Origin of the sequence: Gilliamella sp. Occ4-3 (genome assembly GCF_001690675.1) — a bacterium.
Lineage (GTDB): Bacteria > Pseudomonadota > Gammaproteobacteria > Enterobacterales > Orbaceae > Gilliamella > Gilliamella bombi.
The window spans coordinates 24,288-48,971 of the sequence record NZ_LZHR01000067.1; the positions used below are offsets into that span (position 1 = coordinate 24,288).

Here is a 24,684-nt window from a genome sequence, read left to right on the forward strand (position 1 = left end):
GTAGGTTAATAATTACAACAAAGGTGCGAAAAAGTAAAAAAGCCGCTCGACTATGCGTTGCCAAATAGGGCGTTGATTCCACTCTTTGGTGTTTATTTCATCTGAATTAGATAAATATTTTTGTAAAAGATTTGATAAAGATTTAGCGAACTCTGCATCATCAATCACAGTTGTAATTTCAAAATTAAGCCATAAACTGCGCATATCTAAATTGACAGTACCGACAAGACTTAATTGATTGTCAATTAAAACACTTTTGGTATGTAGCAAATTATCATTGAATTGATAGAGTTTTACTCCACCATTTAATAATTCAGCAAAAAAAGCTCGGCTTGCCCATTTAACCATTAGTGAGTCATTATTTTTGGGAATGATGATAATGACTTCAACACCTCGCTGTGCAGCTGTGCATACAGCATGTAAAATATCATCACTTGGTACTAAATAAGGTGTAGTGAAAATAATTTGGTCTTGTGCCGAATAAATTGCTGTTAATAATACTTGGTGGATCATGTTTTCCATATAACCTGGACCCGATGCGATTAATTGCATAATGTGTTTATTATCTTCAGGTGGTTCAGCGAAATCAGTAATTTTCGGTAGTGATAAATATTTGCCAGTTTCTAATTCCCAATCACTGGCATATAAGGCACCCATAAGGGTTGTAACGGGACCATTCATTCTGACCATGATATCAACCCATTTGCCAACATGTTTATTTTGTTTAAAGAAAAGCGGATCGACAATATTCATACTACCAGTATAAGATATATAGTTATCGATAATAGCTACTTTGCGGTGTTGACGTAAGTCTAATCGCCTAAACATAAATCGAAGTAAATTTACTTGTAAGGCTTCGACAATGATGATGCCTGCAGCACGCATTCTTTTACTAGCATTACTTTTAATAAAATGTCTGCTACCAGCAGAATCAACCATTAATCGGCAAGTTACACCTCGTTTAGTTGCTTGAATAAGTGCTTGCTCGACATCATCAGCACGACCACCTTCATTCCATATATAAAATACCATTTCGATATTTGATGTCGCATGATTTATATCATCAATTAAACGGTTAAAAATTATGTTTGTTTCACTCAGTAACTCAATATGATTGCCATTAATTCCATCAAGACCAGTTTGATGTTTACAAAGCTGAAAAATTGGTTTGCTGACTTGGCTGACTTTGTTGGTGAATATGTCAGGAAAGTCACTTAGTTGGTTAATAAACTTGGAAATAGTCGGGCGCATTTTTTGTGCGCGTTTAACTCGTTGCTGACCTAAGTGAGCTTCGCCCAGTGAAAAATAAAGAATCACACCGACAAGCGGTAAAATATAAATAACCAGCATCCATGCAATAACATAAGTTGTCGGTCTTCGCTTAAAGACAATCCGTAAAGTTGTTGAAACAATGATCAACCAATAAATAAGGAAGATCAAAGTACTAATTAATGCATGAAATGAGGTAAATTGCATATTTAATTAGCTATCAGTTAGGTTTAACTTGGTTATTGGATCTTTAGTACAATCATAATTTTGAAATACTTCAGGTAATGGTTTTGGATTATTATGTTTATCTACTGAAACATATGTGAATACGGCATCTGTTATGCAAAACCGTTGTGTTGAATCCGATGTATCTATGACTTTTTTAATCCAAACTTCAATACCAATTGTGATAGAGGTTTTTCCAGTTTTGATGCAATGAGCATAACAACAAACAACATCTCCTACCATTGCGGGCTTGTAAAATGTAATACTACTAGCATTAACGGTTACAACTCGATTTCTGGCTATTTCTTTTGATAAAATACCTCCAGCGAGATCCATTTGAGACATTATCCATCCACCAAAAATGTGACCATGCGGATTAGTGTCAGCAGGCATTGCTAGCGTTCTAAGTACTAATTGACCTTTAGGGGCTATATTTTGTGTCATGCTAAATTACTCCGTATGTACAATTTATTTATTTTCGGTATCTTTATTCATATTTTTATAGATATAGATACCTGATATCAACGATAATAGTAAGGATGCACCAGGTAAAATAAATACTTTAAATATCCAAAAGAAATCATCTGTCATGTAATAGGTCGCTCCTAAACTAATGGTGCCACATAATATAAAAAAGAAGATCCATAATAAATTTAATTTATTCCATATGTTGGTCTCTAGTTGTATTTCTTTACCTAACATTGTCTGAAGTAGGTTTTTTTTGAAAAAAAATTGGCTAACTAATAGGGCTGAGGCAAATAAGAAATTAATAATAGTTACTTTCCATTTTATGATATTAGGATCACGCATATAGAGTGTGAATCCACCAAAAACCATAACCATCAGATAAGAAATTAGTTCTACTTTATCTAATTTTCTATATAAAATTAGAACAAGAAGAAAACACAAGGTAGCAGCAATCATTAATGCTTGAACGCCAACAAAAATATCATACTTGGTTAGAAATACAAAAAAGAATACAAGAGGAATAAAATTTAAAAGTTGTTTCATTCAATTATTGTCCTAGCACTAAAGATGAATTGATATATTCTAAATAAAAAGCCTATTGGAATAGGCTTATTTTTTGTGATGAAGTTCGGGATGGGCTTTGCAATCACCCGACTGGCAATGGCCATATAGATATAAACTGTGAAAAGTTAAATTAACACCATATTGTTCGGCAATCTCTTTTTGTCTAGCATTGATAATATCATCACGAAACTCAAATACTTCGCCACAATCTAAACAAATTAAATGATTATGATGTTGTTGTGTTGCTAGTTCAAATACTGCTTTGCCACCTTCAAAGTTATGACGAGTAACAATTCCAGCATCATCAAATTGATTCAAAACACGGTAAACTGTTGCAAGTCCAATTTCCTCCCCCATATTAAGTAGTTTTTTGTAAAGATCTTCTACAGTAATGTGTTGGCATGAAGGATCTCGTAATAATTCTAAAATCTTTAATCGTGGTAACGTAACCTTTAAACCAGCACTTTTGAGTGCTTCGTTATTATCATTATCATGATTTGTCATATTACTTCCCAATTAATTTATTGATCATAATTCATTATAGGAACTATGTACGGTAAATAAAAGAAATCAATTCAATAGACTAAATTTTCATTTCTGTTTTGACTTGATTTACCCAATTGTTAATACGTTCTTCAGTTAATTCTGGTTGACGATCTTCATCAATGGCTAAACCAATGAAATGAGTGTCATCAATTAAGCTTTTAGATGCTTCGAAACTATAACCTTCGGTTGACCAGTGTCCAACAATTTTGGCTCCTTTAGGTTCAATAATATCGCGGAGTGTTCCCATAGCATCACAGAAATATTCTGCATAGTCTTCTTGATCGCCACAACCAAAGATAGCCACTGTTTTACCACTAAAATCAATTTTTTCTAAATTGGGAAAAAAGTCATCCCAGTCAGCTTGAGATTCACCATAGTACCAAGTTGGAATACCGAAAAATAGGTAATCGTATTGTTCAATGTTTTCTTTAGTGGCTTTTGCAATGTCGAAAAGATCAGCTTTGTCACTACCTAAAATGAGTTGGATTTGCTTTGCTACATTTTCTGTATTACCTGTATCACTACCAAAAAAAATACCAACTTGTTTCATATTTGTACCTTTACTATCTATGATATTAAAATATTTTAGGAGTATATCATTGTCACTTATTATCAGCAATAATTCTAAATTACACAGAACATAAGTTATTATGTGCTATACAATTTATTTATCTTGCATTAAAATTATTGCCTATTTTTTATATTAAATTAGGCTGTGGAATTTCATTATGAATTTGCATGAGTATCAATCTAAATATCTTTTTAAACAATATAATTTGCCTGTACCTGAAGGGTATGTTTGTAACTCAATCGGTGAAATACAAGATACATTAGCTGAATTATCTTCAGGGACAAATTTAGGAGCTTGGGTTGCTAAATGTCAAGTTCATGCAGGGGGAAGGGGTAAAGCTGGTGGTGTTATTTGTACTCAAAACTATAGTGAAATAATGCAATTTGCTGAAAAATGGTTAGGGCAAAATCTAGTTACTTATCAAACCACCGATAAAGGTCAACCAGTTAATAAGATTTTAATTGAAAAAGCGTCTAATATTCAGAAAGAACTTTATTTAGGAGCAGTGGTCGATCGTAGTTCCAAGCGTGTAGTAATTATGGCTTCGACAGAAGGTGGTGTTGATATTGAAAGCGTTGCTGAAAAAACACCATATTTAATTTATAAAACTTCACTTGACCCGTTAACTGGCCCTTGTGCTTACCAAGGGCGTGAACTTGCGTTCAAATTGGGATTAACAGGTAAATTAATTAATCAATTTACAAAGTTATTTGTTAATTTTGCAAAACTATTTTTAGAAAATGATGTTTCATTAGCTGAAGTTAATCCATTAGTGATTACTGATTCCGATGAGCTAATTTGTTTGGACGCAAAAGTTGTGTTAGATGATAATGCTATTTTTAGACATCCTAATTTAAATATTTTAAGGGACACAACTCAAGAAGATGAACGTGAGTCAATTGCCGCAAAACAAGGCATTAGCTATGTATCATTAAATGGCAATATTGGTTGTATGGTTAATGGTGCAGGTCTTGCGATGGCAACCATGGATATTATTAAACTACATGGTGGTTCGCCAGCTAACTTTTTGGACGTTGGTGGTGGCACAACGAAAGAGCGTGTTGCTGAAGCATTTAAGTTGATATTATCTGACAAAAACGTGAAAGCGATTTTAGTTAATATTTTTGGTGGTATTGTTCGTTGCGATTTAATTGCCGATGGAATTATTAGTGCAATTAAAGAAATAGGTCTTACTGTTCCTGTTGTTGTTCGCCTTGAAGGTAACAATGCACAGCTTGCTCGAGAAATTTTAGCTAAAAGTAAATTAAATGTTATTACTGCCGAAAGTTTACTAGATGCGGCCCAAAAAATTGTTGCTGTTGCCAAATAATAGGACGCATGGAGAATAGTTATTATGTCAATTTTAGTTAATAAAGAAACAAAAGTTATCTGTCAAGGATTTACTGGTAGTCAGGGAACTTTTCATTCTGAACAAGCGCTTGCCTATGGTACTAAGTTAGTTGGTGGTGTGACACCAGGTAAAGGAGGAACAACCCATTTAGGTTTACCTGTTTTTAATACTGTTAAAGAAGCGGTTGTTGCAACTGGTGCAACAGCTAGTGTTATTTATGTGCCAGCAGCATTTGGTAAGGATTCTATTTTGGAAGCGATTGATGCAGGCATTAAACTAATAGTCTGTATTACCGAAGGTATTCCAACTCTAGATATGCTTGTTGTTAAGGCAAAATTACAACAAAATAATGTTGTAATGATTGGACCAAATTGCCCGGGTATTATTGTTCCTGATGAATGTAAAATTGGTATTATGCCTGGACATATTCATCGTGTAGGAAAGGTTGGCATTGTTTCGCGTTCTGGAACGTTAACTTATGAAGCGGTTAAACAAACAACGGATATTGGTTTAGGGCAATCCGTATGTATAGGTATAGGAGGTGACCCTATACCTGGTAGTGATTTTATTTCTATTTTAGCATTGCTTGAGCAAGATCCTAAAACTGAAGTTATTGTAATGATAGGTGAAATTGGTGGTAGTGCTGAAGAAGAAGCAGCTGAATATGTTAAAAAACATGTAACTAAACCTGTTATAGCTTATATTGCTGGTGTTTCAGCTCCATCAGGAAAACGTATGGGGCATGCAGGTGCAATTATTTCAGGAAAGAAAGGAACAGCGGTAGAAAAATCTAAAGCATTGCAATCTGCAGGTATTACAGTTGTAACAAGCCTTACCGATATAGGTGATGCAGTAAAAAAACAACTCAAAATATAAATTTTTTGATGTATATCAATTTTATTCTGTGATTATCGGTGTATAATGCTTGGCAATAACGTAGAAATTTGTGAGCATTTAAGGATTAGGGAGCGTTTATGCTAGATATAGTAGAACTTTCACGGCTCCAGTTTGCTCTTACTGCAATGTATCATTTTATTTTTGTTCCATTAACGCTAGGATTAGCGTTTATGCTAGCAATTATGGAAACGGTATACGTTGTTAGTGGTAAGCAAGTCTGGAAAGATATGACAAAATTCTGGGGTAAACTGTTTGGTATCAACTTTGCAGTAGGTGTCGCAACAGGTTTAACCATGGAATTTCAATTTGGTACTAACTGGTCTTATTATTCGCATTATGTGGGAGATATTTTTGGTGCACCGTTAGCTATTGAAGGTTTAATGGCATTCTTTTTAGAATCAACCATGGTAGGTTTGTTTTTCTTTGGCTGGGATAGATTAAGCCGTGGTAAACATTTAATGGTGACTTGGTGTGTCGCATTTGGTTCTAACCTTTCAGCTCTTTGGATTTTAGTTGCTAATGGTTGGATGCAATTCCCAATAGGTTCTGAATTTAACCCTATTAATTCACGCATGGAAATGGCTAATTTCTATGAGTTAATTACTAATACAGTTGCCCAATATAAATTTGTTCATACTGTTGCAGCAGGTTATTTAACAGGTGCTATTTTTATTTTAAGTATTAGCTCTTACTATTTGTTAAAAAAACGTGATGTTGCCTTTGCCAAACGATCTTTCGCTGTTGCAGCCACATTTGGATTTATTATGTCAATCGTTGTGGCGATTATGGGTGATGAAGCAGGTCATGAGATGACAACTGTTCAGCCAGCTAAACTTGCAGCAATTGAAGCAGAATGGGAAACTCAATCTGCTCCAGCATCATTTAATGTTATTGCTTTTCCATCACAAAGCAATAAAGAAAATTTGTTTGCAATAGAGATCCCATATGTTATGGGAATAATGACCACTCGTTCACTTGATACTCAAGTAACAGGATTAAAAGATATTTTAGCAAATAATGAAAAAAGAATTCGCAATGGGATATTGGCCTATAGCAATTTGGAGAAGATCCATCAGGGTAATCAAGACCCTAATGTACTGAAAGCTTTTGAAGATAATAAGTCTGATTTAGGTTATGGTTATTTAGTCAAGCGTTTTACTGATCGTGATAATTTGGCTATACCTCAGGCTACTGAAGAGCATATAAAGGCTGCGGCAGAAGACTCAATTCCTACAGTTTGGCCTCTATTCTGGGCTTTCAGAGTTATGGTTGGCCTTGGTGTATTAATGATTTTGGGGACTGGGTTTGCTTTATGGACCACTTATAAAAATAAAATTGGTGAAAAGCGTTGGTTACACCGCATATTAATTCTTTTTTTACCGTTCCCTTGGCTGGCATGTGAGTCAGGTTGGTTTGTTGCCGAGTATGGACGTCAACCTTGGGCAATTCAAGACATCTTACCGACTGGAGTAGCAAATTCATCATTAACAGCTGGTGAAGTGTTATTCACTATGGTTCTTATTTGTGGACTTTATACACTATTCTTAATTGCTGAATTATTCTTAATGTTTAAGTTTGCTCGCTTAGGACCAAGTTCTTTAGGTACAGGCAATTATCATTACGAAAAAACACAACCAGTAACAGATAGGTCATAGGGAGTATACACAATGATTGATTACGAGATTGTACGCGTCATCTGGTGGGTGCTGATTAGTGTTGTTTTAATCGGTTTTGTTGTAACAGATGGGTTTGATATGGGCGTCGGTATTTTATTACCATTTATTGGTAAGACTGATACAGAACGTCGCATTATGATTAATGCAATTGCTCCTCATTGGGATGGTAACCAAGTATGGTTAATTACTGCTGGTGCAGGAATATTTGCTGCTTGGCCAATGGTATACGCTGCGTCGTTTTCTGGTTTTTATATTGCAATGATTTTAGTTCTTTGTGCGCTATTTTTTAGACCAATTGGTTTTGATTATCGTAGTAAACTAGAAAATTCAAAATGGCGTAATTTATGGGATGCTGGTATTTTTGCAGGTAGCTTTGTGCCAGCATTAGTTTTTGGTGTTGCTTTTGGTAACTTATTAGAAGGTGTTCCTTTCCGATTTGATAACTCTTATCGTGTATTTTATGATGGTAACTTCTTTGGTTTGCTTAATCCTTTTGCATTGTTGACTGGCGTTGTTAGCTTAATGTTATTTGTTGCTCATGGTGGTGCTTGGTTACAAATGAAAACATCAGGGGAACTTTATTTAAGAGCCAGAAAGGCTACACAAATTGCTAGCTTAGTAATGTTAATTGCATTTGTTTTGGCTGGAGTTTGGGTTGCATTTGGCATTCATGGTTATGAAGTTACCAGTGTGATTGATTATAATGCAGCATCTAATCCATTGACTAAAACAGTTTCTACTGATGCTTCATGGTTAGATAACTATCTGAATTATCCAGTTTTATGGATAGTCCCTGTTTTAGGTATGGTGTTACCACTGCTTACTATTCTTTTTTCTAGTCTAAACAAAAATGCATTAGTATTTATTTCATCAGTATTAACAATTGCCTGTGTTTTATTTACCTATGGTATTGCAACTTTTCCATTTATTATGCCTTCAAGCATTATGCCAAATGCAAGTTTAACAATATGGGATGCATCATCAAGCCAATTAACACTTAATATTATGTTTATTGTGGTTCTTATATTTTTACCTATTGTCCTTATATACACTATTTGGTCATATATCAAAATGTTTGGAAGACTAGATAAAAATCATATTGAAAATAATAAACATTCTCTTTATTAAGGAACTATTATGTATTACATTTTGTGGTTTATAGGAATTATTGCTGCATGTATGCTATCGGCTGTTACAGGTTTGTTAGTTGAAAGGGGTAGCGAAAAAGAAACTAATAACAAATAATATCAAGTATAAATTAATAAAAAGGTGACAAATAGTCACCTTTTTAATTAGTAAGTAAAATATTAGCAATAAAGGAAAATGATAATTGTTTTCATTTGCTGTTTTTTATATCATAGTGCAGGGAAGTTTATATTCAGATATAATAACACCAAATTTGATTAGTGTGATTTGGATATGAAACAATTCAATTGGAATGCAAGAGTTTATTATGAAGACACAGATGCAGGCGGTGTAGTTTATCATGCTAGATATCTAGCATTTTTTGAAAGAGCAAGGACTGAAATTTTAAGACAACTAGGAATTAGCCAACAGACCTTATTACAAGAAAATATTGCGTTTGTTGTTAAAAAAATGGATATTAGCTACCATTTTCCTGCTCGTTTAGATGATATGCTTACTATTAGTACTAAGGTGGATCAAACTCGCAAAGCATCTATTATTTTCAAACAGACTATTGTTAATCAAAATGAACGAGTTATCAGCACAGCAGATGTGCTTATTGCCTGTGTAGATATCGCTAAGATGAAGCCATGCGGGCTTCCTAAGTTATTAGTTTTGGAGTTTATATAAGTGGAAAATCTGAACATTATTAATCTATTTTTGCAAGCGGGTTTGTTAGTACAATGTGTTATGTTATTGCTACTTACTTTTTCTGTTATATCATGGGCTATTATATTTCAACGGAGTAAGATTTTAGGAAAAGCTAAAAAACAAGTTGAGGAATTTGATAATAGTTTTTGGGCTGCTGATGATTTAAATATTTTATTTGATAAAGCGAAATTTTATAAAGAAGAAATTAGTGGTACAGAGCATATTTTTTATTCAGGTTTTAAGGAGTTTTCACGGCTTTATCAAATTAATCCAAATATGGCAGAATCTGCTTTAGATGGAGCATTGCGTTCTATGCGTTTAGCTATGAATCGTGAACTTGATATCCTTGAATTACACATTCCTTTTCTAGGTACAGTAGGTTCTATTAGTCCATATATTGGTTTGTTTGGTACTGTTTGGGGAATTATGCATGCATTTATTTCTTTAGGTGCAGTTAAACAGGCAACGTTACAGATGGTTGCGCCAGGGATTGCTGAAGCATTAATTGCAACCGCAATTGGTCTATTTGCTGCTATTCCTGCCGTACTTGCTTATAATCGTTTATCATTGAGTGTGAGTCGAATTGAACAAAGCTATCTTAACTTTATTGATGAATTTTCTGCAATTTTACAACGCCAAGCAGTTGCTGTTAGGAAATAATTATGAGTAGAAGCAGACGTTCTCGTTATTCGACTAAATCTGAGATCAATATAGTACCTTTACTTGATGTACTATTAGTATTAGTGCTTATTTTTATGGCAACGGCACCAATTATTAGTCAAAGTGTTGAAGTTGATCTACCTGAAGCATCGGAATCTAAGATAATTTCACCATCAGAAACTAAACCAATCATTATTGAAGTATCAGGTGTTGGAGTTTATGCTCTAATTATTGAGCAGGACCGTCAAGCTAATTTACCACAAGAAAAAATTGTTGCAGAAGTTAAGCAACAGATGTTGCTTAATGAAAAGGCCGTGTTTTTAGTTGGTGGAGCTAAAGATGTTCCCTATGAAGAAATTATAAAAGCGTTGAATTTATTACAATCAGCAGGTGTTAAGTCTGTAGGATTAATGACTCAACCAATTTAAATATTATAAAAGATGTCAGCAATGTCTCATAAGTCAAATTCAAAATTAAGTATAGCTATTGTAATATCTATTATACTACATATCATTTTAATTATTATTTTAGGTTACCGAGTTATATATAGTAATGATGTTAATTATGGTAGCTTTAACGGCAACTCTATCGATGCTATTATGGTTGATCCTTCTGTAATGAATGAACAATACCAAAGACAACTAAAAACACAGATTAGCCAAAAGCGGGCTGAGCAACAAAGGCAGCAACAAATAGAAGAGCAGGCTCAAGCTTTACAAGAACAGCAACTGGCTCAACAGCAACGACTTAAAGAGTTAGAAAGAGAGCGCTTAAAAGTAGAAGAACTACAAAAGAAAGAGGCAGAGGCTGCACAGGCGGCACGGGTAGCAAGGCAAAAAGAAGAAGATGAACGTAAAGCTAAAGAACAGCTAGAAGAACAGCAAAGACAAGCTGAAAAGCAGCGTTTAGAACAACAGCAAGCGGAATTAGCTAAACAAAAAGCTGAGCAAGAAGCTAAATTAAAAGCTGAGCGAGAGCTATTAGAAAAGCAACGTGAGGAAAATCAACGTAAACAAGAAGAGTTAATTAAACAAAAAGCTGAACAAGAAGCTAAAGCTAAAGCCGAACAGGAAATTATAGAAAAGCAGAGAATTGAAAATGAACAAAAACAAGCTGAGTTAGCTAAAGAGAAAGAAGAGCAAGCAAAAAAGCAAGCCGCCGAAAAAGCTGCTGCCGATAAAGCTAAGCGAGCTGCACAAGCTAAAAAAGATAAAGAACTTGATAATTTACTAAACGGGTTAACATCAGGCACATCTAATCCATCAGGTGGTGCTGCTAGTCGTAAAGGTGTTTCTGATGGAGAGCTAAATAAATACAAATCATTAGTTCAAAATGCGATTAGTAATAAGTTTATTAATCCTAATAAATTATATAGTGGCCGAAATTGTGTATTAGAAATTCAAATTGCACCCGATGGTTTATTGCTTGATGTGAGTGCAAAAGGTGGTGATGATGCATTATGTCGAGAAGCCCTTTCTGCAACTAAACAAGCTATTATTCCAAAACCTGCGAGCACATTTTATAATCAAGTAAAAATAATGACAATTGACTTTCAACCAAAATAGTTTTTATTCGCAAACGCTATATTTCCAGAAATTTTTTTAAAATGAATTAACAATATCTTCAAATTAAAATGTTGAAATTATATTAATCATCCCTATATATAGTCTATTCATTCCGAATAAAGTTACTTAAGTGAAAGAAGGAGCAGAATATGACGACAATTGTCAGTGTCCGTCGTGAAGGTCAAGTGGTTATAGGTGGCGATGGGCAAGTTACGCTCGGCGAGCGTATTATTATGAAGGGAAATGCTCGTAAAGTTCGTCGTTTATATAATAACAAAGTGATTGCAGGTTTTGCTGGCGGTACAGCAGATGCTTTTACACTATTTGAACTGTTTGAAAGAAAACTAGAGATGCATCAAGGACATTTAACTAAAGCAGCTGTCGAATTAGCTAAAGACTGGCGAACAGATAGAATGCTACGTAAGCTAGAGGCACTACTTGCTGTTGCTGATGAAAGTGCATCATTGATTATTACAGGTACTGGTGATGTCATTCAACCAGAAGATGACTTAATTGCTATTGGTTCTGGAGGCCCTTATGCGCAAGCAGCGGCACGAGCACTACTAGATAATACCTCACTTTCTGCACATGATATTGTGCAAAAATCATTATCGATTGCTGGAGACATTTGTGTTTATACCAATAATTTCCAAACAATTGAAGAACTTAATTATTAATCTGATTTAAGAGAAATTTAACTATGTCTGAAATGACTCCTCGTGAAATTGTAAGCGAACTAAATCAACATATTATTGGGCAAGAAAAAGCAAAACGTTCTGTTGCAATTGCGTTACGTAATCGTTGGCGCCGTATGCAACTAGATGAAACATTACGTCATGAAGTTACACCAAAAAATATACTTATGATTGGGCCAACAGGTGTTGGTAAAACTGAAATTGCAAGACGTCTAGCCAAATTAGCGCATGCACCGTTTATTAAAGTAGAAGCAACTAAGTTTACCGAAGTTGGTTATGTGGGGAAAGAAGTTGATTCAATTATTCGGGATTTAACTGATTCTGCAGTAAAAATGATCCGTCAAGAGGCGATTGAACGCAATCGTAATCGAGCGGAAGAATTAGCTGAAGAGCGCATTTTGGATGTACTTGTACCACCAGCTAAAGATGGGTGGGGACAAGTTGAAGATAATAATACAACAGCAAGACAAGCTTTCCGCAAAAAATTACGTGAAGGTTCACTTGATGACAAAGAGATAGAAATCGAATTAGCTGGTGTTAATATTGGTGTTGAAATTATGGCTCCTCCAGGTATGGAAGAGATGACCAATCAATTACAGTCAATGTTTCAAAATTTAGGTGGACAAAAAACAAAACCACGTAAAATGAAGATTAAAGATGCGCTCAAACAACTCATTGAAGAAGAAGCTGCTAAATTGGTTAATCCTGATGATCTTAAACATGAGGCGATTGAAGCAGTAGAACAAAATGGAATTGTTTTTATTGATGAAATAGATAAAGTTTGTAAACGTGGTAATTCTTCAGGCCCAGATGTTTCACGTGAGGGAGTACAACGAGATCTTTTACCATTGGTTGAAGGTTGTACAGTGTCGACTAAACATGGATCTGTTAAAACGGATCATATTTTGTTTATTGCATCAGGTGCTTTCCAAACAGCAAATCCATCTGATTTAATTCCTGAATTACAAGGCAGATTACCAATTAGGGTTGAATTACAAGCTCTAACAAGTGAAGATTTTGAACGTATTTTAACCGAACCAAATGCTTCACTTACTGTTCAGTATAAAGCTCTAATGGCAACTGAAGGAGTTAACATCGATTTTACCTCGGATGGTATTCGTAAAATTGCGGAATCAGCATGGCAAGTAAATGAGCAAAATGAAAATATTGGTGCCCGCAGGTTGCATACTGTTTTGGAACGCTTGATGGAAGATATTTCATTCGAAGCTAGTGAACTCGGTGGAGAAACTGTAACTATTGATGCTAAATATGTAAGCGATCATTTAGATAAGCTTGTTGCAGATGAAGATCTAAGTAAGTTTATTTTATAAAAAGTTTAACTTCTAAACATAAAAAGGTGAAGATGAATTTGCTCAACTTCACCTTTTTTTCTTGTTACTTTCTTATTAGCTCGCCTAAGATATCTGCAGCTTTTGATTTAGATTTTGAATTATCTTTAGAGTCATGAGTTTTTAATTTTTCGCGGAGTTTGTCTAAACGGTCTTGTAATTTATCGCTTAGTGCATCGGTAATTAATTTACTCATATCTATTTGATAATGAAGATTAGCAAATTGCCCATAAATACGTAGTGGTATTGTTAACTTTTGCAGTTTACTAATTGTTTCACTTTTACCGTTCCAGCCACCTAATATTTTTAAATTCAAATTAACATCCAAATCTTGTTTTAAAAAACCAACTCGCCCTGAGCCATCAATGACATCAAGAGTTTCAGAATTGGCATTTAATGTCGACAATTGCAAATTACCTTGCCTTAAGTTACCAATAGCTGAAATTTTATGGAATTCAGTATATTTTTTTTGATTTTCAGGAGTCATGATGCCCTTTGAATATTGAGTTGCTGTATTTTGGATGATTCTTTGAATATTTAAATTATTTAGCCTTGCATTAGTCACTACTATATTCAAATTTCCTTGCAAGTTGGCTAAGATTTTTGAACCAGATAAGCTGTTGCTTTCTAAATCTCCAGTAGCGTTAAATAAACCCTCTAAATCATGTGCTATATTTAATTGATTAAAAAATGTATTTAAATCAACATTTGATATTTTGGTATTAAGCTTCATTAGTGTACTTTTTTGTTTGCCATTTGCTAAACCAGTTGCAGCTATATGGCCATTAGCAATATCAAAGTTAATCTTTTTAAATATTGCAATACCTTCCTCATTGGTCATATCAATGTCAATATTATTTAATGTTACTTTGTTAGCATTAATCTGTTTAATATTTAATTTAGCTTTAGCATTAAAATTATTCAGAAAGTTTAATTCATTATTGGTTTTTGTGACATTTGACACCACTGGTGAAGTTTGTTGAGGATTTGCTTCTTTATTTGAATTTTGACTTGTTTTCAAGAACGATGTGAGATCGATTTTATCTGAATTTAACTGCAAATTTATATATGGTTTATTTGCTAAATCAGCATTTATTGTGGCAGTAAAATGATTTTCATTAACTGAAAAAGCTAAATTTTGGCTTTTAAGTAACATTTGTGGATGTTGGTAGTTAAATACACCGCTAATGTTACCTTTTAGCTCTTTTGTTGAATTGTCGACACCTTTATAAATGAAATCTAATTTCTTTAAATCGATTAACGCTTGTTCTGGAAATTGATTTAAATCGACATATGCATGTATCAAATAAGATATATCTTGTTGATTTTTATCTATATTACCTTTTAAATCGATGGAAATATTTTTTTCACTATTTTGTTCTAACACTAGATTAATATTTCTAAAGTTAATTAAATCATTATTATGTTGTAATGTCACAGTACTATCACTAACTTCAAATTTATTTAAGCTAAATTTCCAATTAGATGAAATTTTTTGATCTTTAGAATCAGTTGGTTTATTCGTAGTTGTATTAGATGATGTTTTTGTACCATTTTTTGCAATATTACCTTTACTTTCATTGGTGATACTGATAACTGCTGATTTTATAAAAACATTTTTGACAGATAATTTTTTGGAGAATAGAGGTAGTAACTCAACGTCTAATCTCATATTATCTGCAGTTAGAAGGGGTTTTGAAGCTCCTGCATCAGTTAGCTTAATTGAATCAGTTAAAATACTCACTTGCGGCCATATATGCCAACGTAAATTTCCATCGATGGATAATTCATATCCTGTTTTATCTTTAACTGTATCAGAAATAAACCCACGAAAGTTGTTGGGATCAACAAAAACAATCAATGAAACAACACTAATTGTTATGACTAAAATTAAAGCAAATAGAATAACCAATATTTTTTTGATCATATTAATGTTCCTTCGTTATGGTTATCGATTATTCAGTCTTTATCAATACGACTGGCAACAGCACCATACTGGTCTTTATATTTTGCATCTAACCTCCGATTGTATGGTCTTGTAGCAGGACCAGTTAGTGTTTCAAAACTGAGCGCGCCGATTGTCATTCCAGGCCTAAGTGCTAATGGAATTTTTCCTGAATTATAAAATTCTAATACAATTTTTCCTTGCCAGCCGGGGTCGATACGATGAGCTGTAACGTGAACCATTAGACCTAATCTAGCAAGTGATGAACGGCCATCTAACCAGCCAACTAAATCGTCAGGAATAGTGACTGATTCTAAAGTTACAGCTAATGCTAACTCACCAGGATGTAAGTAAAAGGCGTCACCTTCAGGTAATACTATTTCTTCACTCATCACTCGTTCCAAGACTGCAGATACTTCTTCTTTTGGGCCACTTAAATCTATATAAGGTGTAGTATGTTCTCGAAAAGTTCGAAATTGATTACCTAATCTAACATCAACAGTCGCACCATTAATACAGCTTGCTGCAGGCTGCGGTGTTATTTTTAATTTACCATTTTTTAAATATGCTTCGATATCTCTGTCACATAATCTCATGAGTTATCCTTAATTCAGCTTGTATTACTTTATTCTAACAGGTTCTTTTGATGGCGTCGACGTTAGTAGTTTAAGGCTGTAGTACCCATGCGCGTCCATAATGGTTATAGTATCCGGCTAATTTTCCTGCTTTATCTCCTATTCCTAGATAAAGGTCAAAATGTTGACCTTTTATAGCACCACCAACATCAAGTGCAACCATAAGTCGAGTTTCTCGTCTGCCTCGATATTGCCCATCGTCTTCAAGAAGCGGCACATCAACTAATACTACAGATCCTAAAGGAATGACTGATTTATCCGATGCGACTGATGCATTTGCAACCAAAGGTATTTCAGCAGCACCCGTAACTTCAGCATTATATTGTGGATTAAAAAAAACAAATGAACGGTTTTGAATTAGTAAAGCTTTAATTTTATTTTCTGGTTTGTTTTTTGCCCAATCTTTAATTGATTGTATAGAAATTTTTTCTTTTTCTATTTCGCCTTGTTCTACTAATAATCTTCCTATACTAGAATAGCCATAATTATTTTTACCTCCATAGCTGAAGAAGACTAAAGGTGAACCATCTTCAAAATCAATATAGGCACTACCTTGTACTTCCATAATAAAGTTATCCATTAAGGAATTACTGTATGCAATTTCAAGATCTCTATCAGAAAGAGCTCCATTATAAATTTGTTCACGATTTGGTAGTTGTTCTTCATCACTAACAACTGGCATCTTATAAATAGGGTATTTAAATTCTGCTGTTGGTTGATGCCTTGCTTTGATTATCGGAGTGTAGTAGCCTGTTAAATGTATATTGCCATACCCATCTTGTCCAACCATTTCGTAACTGTTAAGTCCCACCTTGTAAAATTCATCAACCGTTAAAGAACGGCTAATCCACTCATTTATTGCTTTATAAATATGTTCATTTTTTTTATATAAAGAAGGCGATGACGATTTAATTTTAGCTATTTGAATAATGTAGTCTGATATGTTGACAGGAATACTTAATTGAGGATGATTAATGTTAAGTGGTAAAGATAATTTCCCATCTTTATATTGTTGGCCTTGATTAGTTGGTTTATTTGAATAGTATTGGCTACCAATAAAAATAGATAAAACAAGTAAAATACTTAAAAAATAAAAATAATAATAACGATCTTTTTCTTTCATCTTGAAAAATAATTATAATAAGTTAAGCAATATGGCTAGTTATGCTACACAATTCTATTATAAGAAACTACAGATAATTATTATGAATCCATAAAAAGTTTTCATAACAATTCAACTTGCGATTTTATTCTATAGACTTTATAGTCCTAGACTCTTAGTAAGTCGAGAAATATAGAAAATAAAAGGAAATAATAGCGATGAGCATTACATCCTCAAAAAATGATCTGAAGCGAAATCTTTCTAACCGTCATATTCAATTAATTGCAATTAGTGGTGCAATCGGAACAGGTTTATTTATGGGCTCGGGTAAGACAATTAGTCTTGCAGGGCCTTCTATTATTTTTGTTTATATGATTATTGGTTTTATCCTTTTTTTTGTTATGCGAGCGATGGGGGAAATCCTTCTTTCTAATTTAAAGTACAAATCTTTTAGTGATTTTGCCAATGACCTTTTGGGTCCTTGGGCTGGATTTTTTACTGGTTGGACATATTGGTTTTGTTGGGTAATTACAGGGATTGCCGACGTTATTGCAATTGCTGGATATGCGCAACATTGGTTTCCTGAACTGCAGTCATGGATACCAATGTTATTAACAGTTGCTTTACTTTTAACACTAAACTTATTAACGGTAAAAATGTTTGGTGAAACAGAATTTTGGTTTTCAATGATTAAGATTATTGCAATTTTTGCATTGATAGGAATTGGGCTTGTACTCATTTTGACTGCTTTTCATTCCGAACAAACGGGTACCACAGCTGCATTTTCGAATTTGTGGGAATACGGGGGCTTTTTCCCTCATGGTAGTATGGGTTTTTTTGCTGGATTTCAAATTGCTATTTTTGCTTTTGTTGGGATTGAGTTAGTTGGCACAACTGCAGCTGAAACCGTTGATCCGTGCAAAAATTTGCCTCGTGCAATTAATTCAGTGCCTGCGCGTATCATCTTTTTCTATGTTTTTGCTTTAATCATTATTATGAGTGTAACTCCATGGGAGTTTATTTCTCCAAACAAAAGTCCTTTTGTAGAATTATTCACTCTAATTGGCTTGCCTGCTGCTGCAAGTATTATTAATTTTGTAGTATTAACTTCAGCAGCATCATCTGCTAATAGTGGTATTTACTCAACAAGCAGAATGCTGTTTGGGCTTGCTAAAAAACAAGATGCTCCTGAACCGTTTGGGAAATTATCGAGTCGCTCTGTACCGGCTAATGGGCTATTATTCTCGTGCACATGTTTGTTTGGTGGAGTTGTTTTGATTTATTTAGTGCCTAATGTCATGGAAGCCTTTACTATAGTAACTACAATTTCGGCTATTTTATTTATGTTTATTTGGTCGATGATTCTTATTTCTTATATTGCTTATCGTCGTAAAAAAAATAACTCACATGAACAATCTCAATTTAAAATGCCTGGAGGCATTTTTATGTGCTTAGTTTGTTTGGCTTTTTTTGCCTTCGTGATTGTATTACTTACTTTTGAGATTGATACTCGCCAAGCATTAGTGGCAACTCCTATTTGGTTTGTTATTTTAGGTATAAGTTATTTTATTCGATCTTTAAAACGTCAATAAATTTATACTAAAAATATTGGCAGGAAAACCTGCCAATATTTTTACTCTAATTATCGCACTTTATTTTTCGGACAGATGATGCTAGCAATAATTCCTAAAGCTAGTGTGCTTAAAACGATATAAAGACTGGTAATTGGATCTATATCAATACCGTATCCAAATAGATGATTACTTGCATTTAATGCCAATTTTCCGGCAATAAAAAAGAGTAAACAGATAATTGCCTTATCAAGATGAGCTAAATACTGTTTCATGGCTTGCAAAATAAAATACATAGTTCTAAGCCCCAAAATAGCAAAAATCATCGAGCTATAGACAATTAACGGTTCTTGGCTTACAGCAATCACGGCAGGAACAGAATCAAACGCAAAGATAACGTCACTTAACTCAATTACAACAATACATGAAAACAGCGGTGTAGCATAAAAAATACTTTTAGGTATTTTACCAACTAAATTGCTATTCTCAGGTTTTGCAAGTTCTATATCAAGTTGTTTTTTTGTTAATAAAATGTGATGACCGACAATTTTGGGGTAAGATGGAAAAATACGTTTGGCGATGCGAAAAGTTAAGTGATTTGAATAATCCTTTAAGTCTTGGCCATTATCTTGATTTTTTAGCATTATTATTCCAGTGCAAGCTACTAATATTGAAAAAGCTAATTCCATCCAAGGACTTAAATATAACAAACCTGTTCCAATTACAACAAATATGGCGCGGAATATAATAGCGCCAATAACTCCCCAATAAAGTAAGCGATGTCGATAATTATTAGGTACTGAAAACCAAGAAAAAATAGCCATAATGACAAACAAATTATCGACAGATAGTGCTTTTTCAAGGACGTAACCAGCAATAAATAAGCTAGCAGTAGTACTCCCATGATGAATGTATAAAAATAGTGCAAACCCCAGTGCAACAATTATCCAAAAAAGTGACCATATAATGGCATTTTTCAAACTGATAGGTTTATCGTTATGGTGAGCATATAAATCAACAATAATTGCAGCCAAGGCTAGCACAACAAATACCAACATGGTCTCTATTGGAAATCCTAATGAACTTTGCATCATATTTATATTACCTAGTTTTAATTGTTTTTAGATAATTTGAATAGTTGGTTTATCTAATTTAACCGTAATATATAATTATAAAAGTGATAGAGTATATATTGCTAGCTAAATCAAAAAAAGTTATATTTGCAATTCTTATTTAACTGTTTTAATTTAATAATATTTTGAGCCAGTATTTATGACAAAATTTAGGATAATTATTCTCACTCTTCTTCCTTTTATTTCGGGGTTATTATATGCACAACCAGTAGAGCCTTATATATCTTCTTTACCTAAAGGAAGTGATTTATCCATTCTGGTTCAATCTGTTGGGCGTAATCCTAAAACATTAGCAAAATATAAAAGTAATCAATTCAAACAACCAGCAAGCACTCAAAAAGTGATAACTGCGTTAGCTGCTCAGCTTGAACTGGGTAATGATTTCCGTTTTATAACTCGTATACAAACCAATGGTTCAATAAGTAATAAACAGTTAAATGGTGATCTTATTATTCAATTAAGTGGAGATCCAACTTTTACTCGTGATCGATTAAAAAGTATGATTGCAACACTGAGCCAAAAAGGCATTGAGAAAATTTCAGGAAATGTGATTTTGGATACTTCAATCTTTACAAGTCATGATAAAGCATCGGGCTGGTCCTGGAATAACTTAACTGCATGTTATAGTGCTCCGCCATCTGCAGCTATTATTGATAATAACTGTTTTAATGCAACCATTATTCCGGGTAAGGTCGGTTCCAAAGCCTCTGTTTCGGTATCTTCCAATACTCCTATTATTCTTACTGGTGATGTCAGAACTATTGCTGCTAATAGTAAGGATTTAAATGATAAATATTGTGAATTAGATGTAAACTACTCAGATAAAAACCATTACCATTTATCAGGATGCATTGCTGTAAGTTCAGATAAAATACCGTTAAAATTTGCAGTAATTGATAGTATTGAATATTTTTCGAAAATTTTAAAAAATGAGCTTAAACAAAAAAAAATAACGTATACAGGAACTATTATTGAACGTAATCAAAGGACTAATGCTCAGTTGTCATTATTAGCCTCTAGCCAATCAGCTCAACTTTCTGAATTGTTGACAGTTATGCTTAAAAAATCAAATAATTTGTATGCAGATGCTATATTTAGGACTTTAGGTGCCCATTATTATAATGTTCAAGGTACATGGCGTAATGGCGGTGATGCTGTTAAGCAAATTTTACGTAAAAAAGCGGGTATAAATCTAGAAAATTTAGTTATTGCTGATGGTTCTGGATTATCTAGATTAAACTTGGTTAGCGCCGATAAGTTAATGGAAATTCTACAATATATTGCAGCTAATAATACAAAATTAAGAATTATTGAAATGTTACCAATTGCTGGAGTTGATGGTACTTTGCAGAATCGAAAAAGTCTTAATCAAGCACCTTTTAAAGAAACAATACGAGCCAAAACAGGTTATATTCAAGGTTGCTATAACTTAGCTGGATTTATCCAAAAGTCTGAAGGGGAATATGTTGCATTTGTGCAGCTATTATCAGGATACCAAGCTGATAATAAAGGAGAACCCAAAAATAGTGCAGTCATGCGATTTGAATCGGAATTCTATAAAAATTTTATTAATTAATAAAGTGTAGTCAGGACACATATATTTAATATTTAGTATAAGTCCTGACCTTCTTTGTAAATTAAATGTTATCGGCTAAAAAACCACAGCTCTGATGTTTCCAAAGCTGTGCGTATAAACCATTCTTGTTTAATAACTCTTGATGGGTTCCTTGTTCGATGATTTTACCTTGATCAAGTACGATTAGTCTATCCATTGCCGCAATTGTAGATAATCGATGGGCAATAGCAATAACGGTTTTGCCTTCCATTAAAGTGTATAGACTTTCTTGAATTGCTTGCTCAATTTCAGAGTCTAATGCACTTGTTGCTTCATCTAATAATAAAATAGGGGCATTTTTTAAAATGACGCGAGCAATGGCAATACGTTGCCTTTGTCCTCCTGATAATTTGATGCCCCGTTCACCAACAAATGCGTCGTATCCTGTTTTACCTCTTGTATCAACGAGTGTTTGAATAAATTTATCTGCATGAGCCTTTTTGGCTGCTTCTATCATTTCCTCTTCAGAAGCATTTTTGTTACCGTAAAGTAAGTTTTCTCGTACTGAGCGATGCAATAACGAAGTATCTTGTGTCACCATACCGATTTTAGAACGTAAGCTTTCTTGATTAACGGCAGTAATATCTTGACCATCAATAAAAATATTACCACTTTGTAAATCGTAAAAACGAAGTAATAAATTAATAAGCGTTGATTTTCCAGCTCCAGAACGACCGACCAAACCAATCTTTTCACCAGGTTTGATTGTTAAATTTAAATCTTCAATAATTGAGTTGTGTTGTTTTTTATCATAAGCAAAATGGATGTGCTTAAATTCGATTTTCCCTTGGGTAACATGAAGTGATGTTGCATTAGGTTGATCAATAACTGTTTTAGTGGCTGAAAAAGTATTAATCCCATCTTTAACTATGCCAATATTCTCAAATAAAGCTGCCAATTCCCACATGATCCAATGTGAAAAACCGTTTAATCGAAGCGCTACAGCGGTTGTTGTTGCAATTGCACCAACACCAATTAATTGATTGCTCCATAGCCATAAGGCAATACCTGTCGTGCTTAGTATCAACAAAATAGACATTAAATGATTAACAATTTCAAAGCTACTGACTAAGCGCATTTGTTGATTGACAGTGACTAAAAATTCATCCATTGATTCTTTAGCATATTTTGCTTCATTGCCAGCATGAGAAAAAAGTTTTACTGTCATGATGTTGGTATAGGCATCGGTTACTCGTCCTGTCATCGTAGAACGAGCATCAGCCTGCAAACTAGCAATTTTACTTAGACGAGGAATAAAATAATACATAGCAATACCATAAATTAGACACCAGCCTATAAATGGAATTAATAGCCAAAGATCTAATTGCCCGATGATTGTTGCCATAGTAATAAACGAAATAAAGACATAGATAAAAATCTCCGTCACTAAAAAGCAAGTATCACGAACTGCAAGCGCTGTTTGCATGACTTTGGCTGATATTCTACCGGCAAATTCATCTTGGAAAAAACGCATACTTTGATTGAGTACCAACCGATGAAGGTTCCAGCGCATTCTCATTGGAAAATTACCAGCCAGGCATTGATGTTTTATAATAGTTTGTAATCCAATAATAATTGTACTTGCTATGATGATTAAGGCTAATATTACTAATGTTGTTTTTTCTTGTTGCCAAAATTTGCTAGGTTCAACAGCTGCAAGCCAATCAATAACCCTACCAAGAGCTGCATATAAAAAGGCTTCAAAAGCGCCAGCGAATGCACTAAGAATAATTAATAATAGTAGAAATAAGCGAGTTCCTTTAGTTGATTGCCATATGAAATTAAAAAAATTTTTAGGCATACATTCATATTCAACTTTTGGATAAGGTGATACTAATTTTTCAAAAAATCGATACATATTAGGCCTGACAAATAATAGAGTTTTCCATTGATAATACAATCAATGATATTAAAAAACGAGGATAGCGCAAATATATGTAAATTATATATGCATTAAATTGTTACATGAAATTTTAGATATATCTGCGATTTATAATATTATAAATATTAAAAAGTTGATGAGGAAATATGATGTTTTATATTTCCTCATATTATGATTATATCTTGAACGTCAATATATAGCTACTATACTAATGGTCTTAAAATATATCTTTTATAATAAGTACAACGCGTCCAACAATATGATATTTATGAAAGTCTACTTTAGGTACTTCAATAGTCGGATATTGGCTATTATTGCAGATTAACAGCCATCCATTGAGAGTTAAACGAATCTTTCTCAAAAAGGTAATATCTTCATATTCAATTAAATAGATTGCACCATCAATAATCTCATTTATTTCTGTATTAAGAATTAATCCGTTATTATTTTTGATTTCTGGCGACATTAAATCGCCTTTAGCCCAGTATATAATTAATTTTTTAGCATCCAAACCTCGATGCTTAACCCAACCTTCAACAATAGGATAATTCATTACTGGAGGCGTTTCTCTAACAAAACGCTCTTTTTGTGCTTCTTCTTTTGTTGGTAACTGTTTTTTATATACAGGGATACGATAAATATTTTCGTTATAGACTTCTTCACTGTCTTTAGGATCTAATACTTCTAATTTATGTCCAGTGGCAAGCCAATTAAAGGAAACATTACATTTTTCAGCAATGACTTCTAAACGTGTAAGTGATGGATATGTTTTACCTGATAAATAATCTCGGATTACTGTTTCTGACATATCACATTTTTTAGCGAAGGCTGATACAGATAACCCTTGCATTGAGCTATATAGTCTATCTTTAAAAGTTTTAATATTATTATTTTTAATTGTATTCATCTTTGAACCATTATTTCTTGCATAAGTTTATTAATTATAATGTATTTTTTTGTGTTTTTGTATACGTTAATAACATTGAAAATCTATTAGTGTTGCTTTATTCCTATGCTAATTTGTTTTTTTATTTTATATCTTGTTTTTTTATCTTGTTTTTTCATTTTTTTTATGACTGTTGATTTTTTGGGAAAAAAAGTTATTTATTGTTTTTTCTGCTCGAGAATG

The 24,684-nt window shown here is 33.5% G+C and carries 23 protein-coding genes; 12 read left to right on the forward strand and 11 right to left on the reverse strand.

From position 1 onward, the window contains the following. Window positions 1-12: 12 nt before the first annotated feature. The 5 genes from cls to fldA all read right to left on the reverse strand — a co-directional run bounded on the left by cls (window position 13) and on the right by fldA (window position 3,622). The gene (cls, locus tag A9G44_RS07570) at window positions 13-1,476 is read right to left on the reverse strand and encodes a cardiolipin synthase (protein WP_065610171.1); all 1,464 of its coding nucleotides are present in this window, start codon (window positions 1,474-1,476) and stop codon (window positions 13-15) included. A gap of 6 nt (window positions 1,477-1,482) precedes the next feature. Further along, window positions 1,483-1,938 (reverse strand): acyl-CoA thioester hydrolase YciA, encoded by a 456-nt coding sequence (gene yciA, locus A9G44_RS07575; RefSeq protein WP_065610172.1) that lies wholly within the window; start codon window positions 1,936-1,938, stop codon window positions 1,483-1,485. A 24-nt stretch (window positions 1,939-1,962) separates the two neighbouring features. Further along, window positions 1,963-2,505 carry an inner membrane-spanning protein YciB gene (locus tag A9G44_RS07580; RefSeq protein ID WP_065610175.1) on the reverse strand — a complete coding sequence of 181 codons (543 nt, stop codon included), beginning with the start codon at window positions 2,503-2,505 and terminating at the stop codon, window positions 1,963-1,965. Between the two features lie 66 nt (window positions 2,506-2,571). After that, window positions 2,572-3,030, reverse strand: a complete 459-nt coding sequence (fur, locus tag A9G44_RS07585; RefSeq protein ID WP_034909755.1) for a ferric iron uptake transcriptional regulator — start codon at window positions 3,028-3,030, stop codon at window positions 2,572-2,574. 79 nt (window positions 3,031-3,109) lie between these two features. Beyond that, window positions 3,110-3,622, reverse strand: coding sequence for a flavodoxin FldA (fldA, locus tag A9G44_RS07590; RefSeq protein WP_034909753.1), 513 nt, complete (start codon window positions 3,620-3,622; stop codon window positions 3,110-3,112). Window positions 3,623-3,800: 178 nt separating this feature from the next. On the opposite strand from fldA, the gene sucC reads away from it, so the two are divergent. The 10 genes from sucC to hslU all read left to right on the forward strand — a co-directional run bounded on the left by sucC (window position 3,801) and on the right by hslU (window position 13,654). After that, complete coding sequence (gene sucC, locus A9G44_RS07595; protein ID WP_034909752.1) at window positions 3,801-4,973, forward strand: ADP-forming succinate--CoA ligase subunit beta; 1,173 nt, start codon at window positions 3,801-3,803, stop codon at window positions 4,971-4,973. Window positions 4,974-4,997: 24 nt separating this feature from the next. Further along, window positions 4,998-5,870: a succinate--CoA ligase subunit alpha gene (gene sucD / locus A9G44_RS07600; protein ID WP_065610177.1), complete on the forward strand. Its 873-nt coding sequence runs from the start codon at window positions 4,998-5,000 to the stop codon at window positions 5,868-5,870. A 98-nt stretch (window positions 5,871-5,968) separates the two neighbouring features. Then, window positions 5,969-7,546 carry a cytochrome ubiquinol oxidase subunit I gene (locus tag A9G44_RS07605; protein WP_065610178.1) on the forward strand — a complete coding sequence of 526 codons (1,578 nt, stop codon included), beginning with the start codon at window positions 5,969-5,971 and terminating at the stop codon, window positions 7,544-7,546. Window positions 7,547-7,558: 12 nt separating this feature from the next. Beyond that, window positions 7,559-8,695, forward strand: coding sequence for a cytochrome d ubiquinol oxidase subunit II (gene cydB / locus A9G44_RS07610; RefSeq protein WP_034909746.1), 1,137 nt, complete (start codon window positions 7,559-7,561; stop codon window positions 8,693-8,695). 291 nt (window positions 8,696-8,986) lie between these two features. Beyond that, entirely contained in the window at window positions 8,987-9,382 is a 396-nt protein-coding gene (ybgC, locus tag A9G44_RS07615) for a tol-pal system-associated acyl-CoA thioesterase (protein ID WP_141671007.1), read from the forward strand. Beyond that, entirely contained in the window at window positions 9,383-10,063 is a 681-nt protein-coding gene (tolQ, locus tag A9G44_RS07620) for a protein TolQ (RefSeq protein ID WP_034909742.1), read from the forward strand. A 2-nt stretch (window positions 10,064-10,065) separates the two neighbouring features. Next, a complete protein-coding gene (gene tolR / locus A9G44_RS07625) occupies window positions 10,066-10,491 on the forward strand; it encodes a colicin uptake protein TolR (RefSeq protein WP_065610180.1) in 426 nt (141 codons plus the stop codon). Between the two features lie 21 nt (window positions 10,492-10,512). Then, entirely contained in the window at window positions 10,513-11,628 is a 1,116-nt protein-coding gene (gene tolA, locus A9G44_RS07630) for a cell envelope integrity protein TolA (protein WP_065610196.1), read from the forward strand. A gap of 149 nt (window positions 11,629-11,777) precedes the next feature. Continuing rightward, complete coding sequence (gene hslV, locus A9G44_RS07635) at window positions 11,778-12,305, forward strand: ATP-dependent protease subunit HslV (protein ID WP_025316169.1); 528 nt, start codon at window positions 11,778-11,780, stop codon at window positions 12,303-12,305. A 23-nt stretch (window positions 12,306-12,328) separates the two neighbouring features. After that, entirely contained in the window at window positions 12,329-13,654 is a 1,326-nt protein-coding gene (gene hslU / locus A9G44_RS07640) for an HslU--HslV peptidase ATPase subunit (protein ID WP_065610182.1), read from the forward strand. Between the two features lie 64 nt (window positions 13,655-13,718). On the opposite strand, the gene asmA is transcribed toward hslU, so the two are convergent. The 3 genes from asmA to mltA form a co-directional block, all read right to left on the reverse strand. Then, window positions 13,719-15,599 carry an outer membrane assembly protein AsmA gene (gene asmA, locus A9G44_RS07645; RefSeq protein ID WP_065610184.1) on the reverse strand — a complete coding sequence of 627 codons (1,881 nt, stop codon included), beginning with the start codon at window positions 15,597-15,599 and terminating at the stop codon, window positions 13,719-13,721. 32 nt (window positions 15,600-15,631) lie between these two features. After that, complete coding sequence (gene dcd, locus A9G44_RS07650) at window positions 15,632-16,213, reverse strand: dCTP deaminase (protein ID WP_065610186.1); 582 nt, start codon at window positions 16,211-16,213, stop codon at window positions 15,632-15,634. A gap of 70 nt (window positions 16,214-16,283) precedes the next feature. After that, on the reverse strand, window positions 16,284-17,375 hold the full coding sequence (gene mltA / locus A9G44_RS07655) for a murein transglycosylase A (RefSeq protein ID WP_051634111.1): 1,092 nt from the start codon (window positions 17,373-17,375) through the stop codon (window positions 16,284-16,286). A 197-nt stretch (window positions 17,376-17,572) separates the two neighbouring features. On the opposite strand from mltA, the gene cycA reads away from it, so the two are divergent. After that, window positions 17,573-18,946: a D-serine/D-alanine/glycine transporter gene (cycA, locus tag A9G44_RS07660; RefSeq protein WP_065610188.1), complete on the forward strand. Its 1,374-nt coding sequence runs from the start codon at window positions 17,573-17,575 to the stop codon at window positions 18,944-18,946. Window positions 18,947-18,996: 50 nt separating this feature from the next. On the opposite strand, the gene A9G44_RS07665 is transcribed toward cycA, so the two are convergent. After that, a complete protein-coding gene (locus A9G44_RS07665) occupies window positions 18,997-20,019 on the reverse strand; it encodes a TerC/Alx family metal homeostasis membrane protein (RefSeq protein WP_065610190.1) in 1,023 nt (340 codons plus the stop codon). 178 nt (window positions 20,020-20,197) lie between these two features. Here A9G44_RS07665 and dacB point away from each other — a divergent pair, with 178 nt between their 5' ends. Continuing rightward, a complete protein-coding gene (dacB, locus tag A9G44_RS07670; protein WP_034909731.1) occupies window positions 20,198-21,634 on the forward strand; it encodes a serine-type D-Ala-D-Ala carboxypeptidase in 1,437 nt (478 codons plus the stop codon). 61 nt (window positions 21,635-21,695) lie between these two features. Here the strand turns inward: dacB and A9G44_RS07675 are convergent, their stop codons facing one another. Together A9G44_RS07675 and A9G44_RS07680 are read right to left on the reverse strand one after the other, a co-directional pair. Next, window positions 21,696-23,531: an ABC transporter ATP-binding protein gene (locus tag A9G44_RS07675; RefSeq protein ID WP_065610192.1), complete on the reverse strand. Its 1,836-nt coding sequence runs from the start codon at window positions 23,529-23,531 to the stop codon at window positions 21,696-21,698. A 241-nt stretch (window positions 23,532-23,772) separates the two neighbouring features. After that, the gene (locus tag A9G44_RS07680; RefSeq protein WP_034909729.1) at window positions 23,773-24,462 is read right to left on the reverse strand and encodes a LexA family transcriptional regulator; all 690 of its coding nucleotides are present in this window, start codon (window positions 24,460-24,462) and stop codon (window positions 23,773-23,775) included. Between the last annotated feature and the right edge of the window lie 222 nt (window positions 24,463-24,684).

Excerpts from the sequence above, each read along its gene's own strand:
- cls (WP_065610171.1), bottom strand. The coding sequence starts at position 1,476 with ATGCAATTTACCTCATTTCATGCATTAATTAGTACTTTGATCTTCCTT.
- yciA (WP_065610172.1), bottom strand. The coding sequence starts at position 1,938 with ATGACACAAAATATAGCCCCTAAAGGTCAATTAGTACTTAGAACGCTA.
- A9G44_RS07580 (WP_065610175.1), bottom strand. The coding sequence starts at position 2,505 with ATGAAACAACTTTTAAATTTTATTCCTCTTGTATTCTTTTTTGTATTT.
- fur (WP_034909755.1), bottom strand. The coding sequence starts at position 3,030 with ATGACAAATCATGATAATGATAATAACGAAGCACTCAAAAGTGCTGGT.
- fldA (WP_034909753.1), bottom strand. The coding sequence starts at position 3,622 with ATGAAACAAGTTGGTATTTTTTTTGGTAGTGATACAGGTAATACAGAA.
- sucC (WP_034909752.1), top strand. The coding sequence starts at position 3,801 with ATGAATTTGCATGAGTATCAATCTAAATATCTTTTTAAACAATATAAT.
- sucD (WP_065610177.1), top strand. The coding sequence starts at position 4,998 with ATGTCAATTTTAGTTAATAAAGAAACAAAAGTTATCTGTCAAGGATTT.
- A9G44_RS07605 (WP_065610178.1), top strand. The coding sequence starts at position 5,969 with ATGCTAGATATAGTAGAACTTTCACGGCTCCAGTTTGCTCTTACTGCA.
- cydB (WP_034909746.1), top strand. The coding sequence starts at position 7,559 with ATGATTGATTACGAGATTGTACGCGTCATCTGGTGGGTGCTGATTAGT.
- ybgC (WP_141671007.1), top strand. The coding sequence starts at position 8,987 with ATGAAACAATTCAATTGGAATGCAAGAGTTTATTATGAAGACACAGAT.
- tolR (WP_065610180.1), top strand. The coding sequence starts at position 10,066 with ATGAGTAGAAGCAGACGTTCTCGTTATTCGACTAAATCTGAGATCAAT.
- tolA (WP_065610196.1), top strand. The coding sequence starts at position 10,513 with ATGTCTCATAAGTCAAATTCAAAATTAAGTATAGCTATTGTAATATCT.
- hslV (WP_025316169.1), top strand. The coding sequence starts at position 11,778 with ATGACGACAATTGTCAGTGTCCGTCGTGAAGGTCAAGTGGTTATAGGT.
- hslU (WP_065610182.1), top strand. The coding sequence starts at position 12,329 with ATGTCTGAAATGACTCCTCGTGAAATTGTAAGCGAACTAAATCAACAT.
- asmA (WP_065610184.1), bottom strand. The coding sequence starts at position 15,599 with ATGATCAAAAAAATATTGGTTATTCTATTTGCTTTAATTTTAGTCATA.
- dcd (WP_065610186.1), bottom strand. The coding sequence starts at position 16,213 with ATGAGATTATGTGACAGAGATATCGAAGCATATTTAAAAAATGGTAAA.
- mltA (WP_051634111.1), bottom strand. The coding sequence starts at position 17,375 with ATGAAAGAAAAAGATCGTTATTATTATTTTTATTTTTTAAGTATTTTA.
- cycA (WP_065610188.1), top strand. The coding sequence starts at position 17,573 with ATGAGCATTACATCCTCAAAAAATGATCTGAAGCGAAATCTTTCTAAC.
- A9G44_RS07665 (WP_065610190.1), bottom strand. The coding sequence starts at position 20,019 with ATGATGCAAAGTTCATTAGGATTTCCAATAGAGACCATGTTGGTATTT.
- dacB (WP_034909731.1), top strand. The coding sequence starts at position 20,198 with ATGACAAAATTTAGGATAATTATTCTCACTCTTCTTCCTTTTATTTCG.
- A9G44_RS07675 (WP_065610192.1), bottom strand. The coding sequence starts at position 23,531 with ATGTATCGATTTTTTGAAAAATTAGTATCACCTTATCCAAAAGTTGAA.
- A9G44_RS07680 (WP_034909729.1), bottom strand. The coding sequence starts at position 24,462 with ATGAATACAATTAAAAATAATAATATTAAAACTTTTAAAGATAGACTA.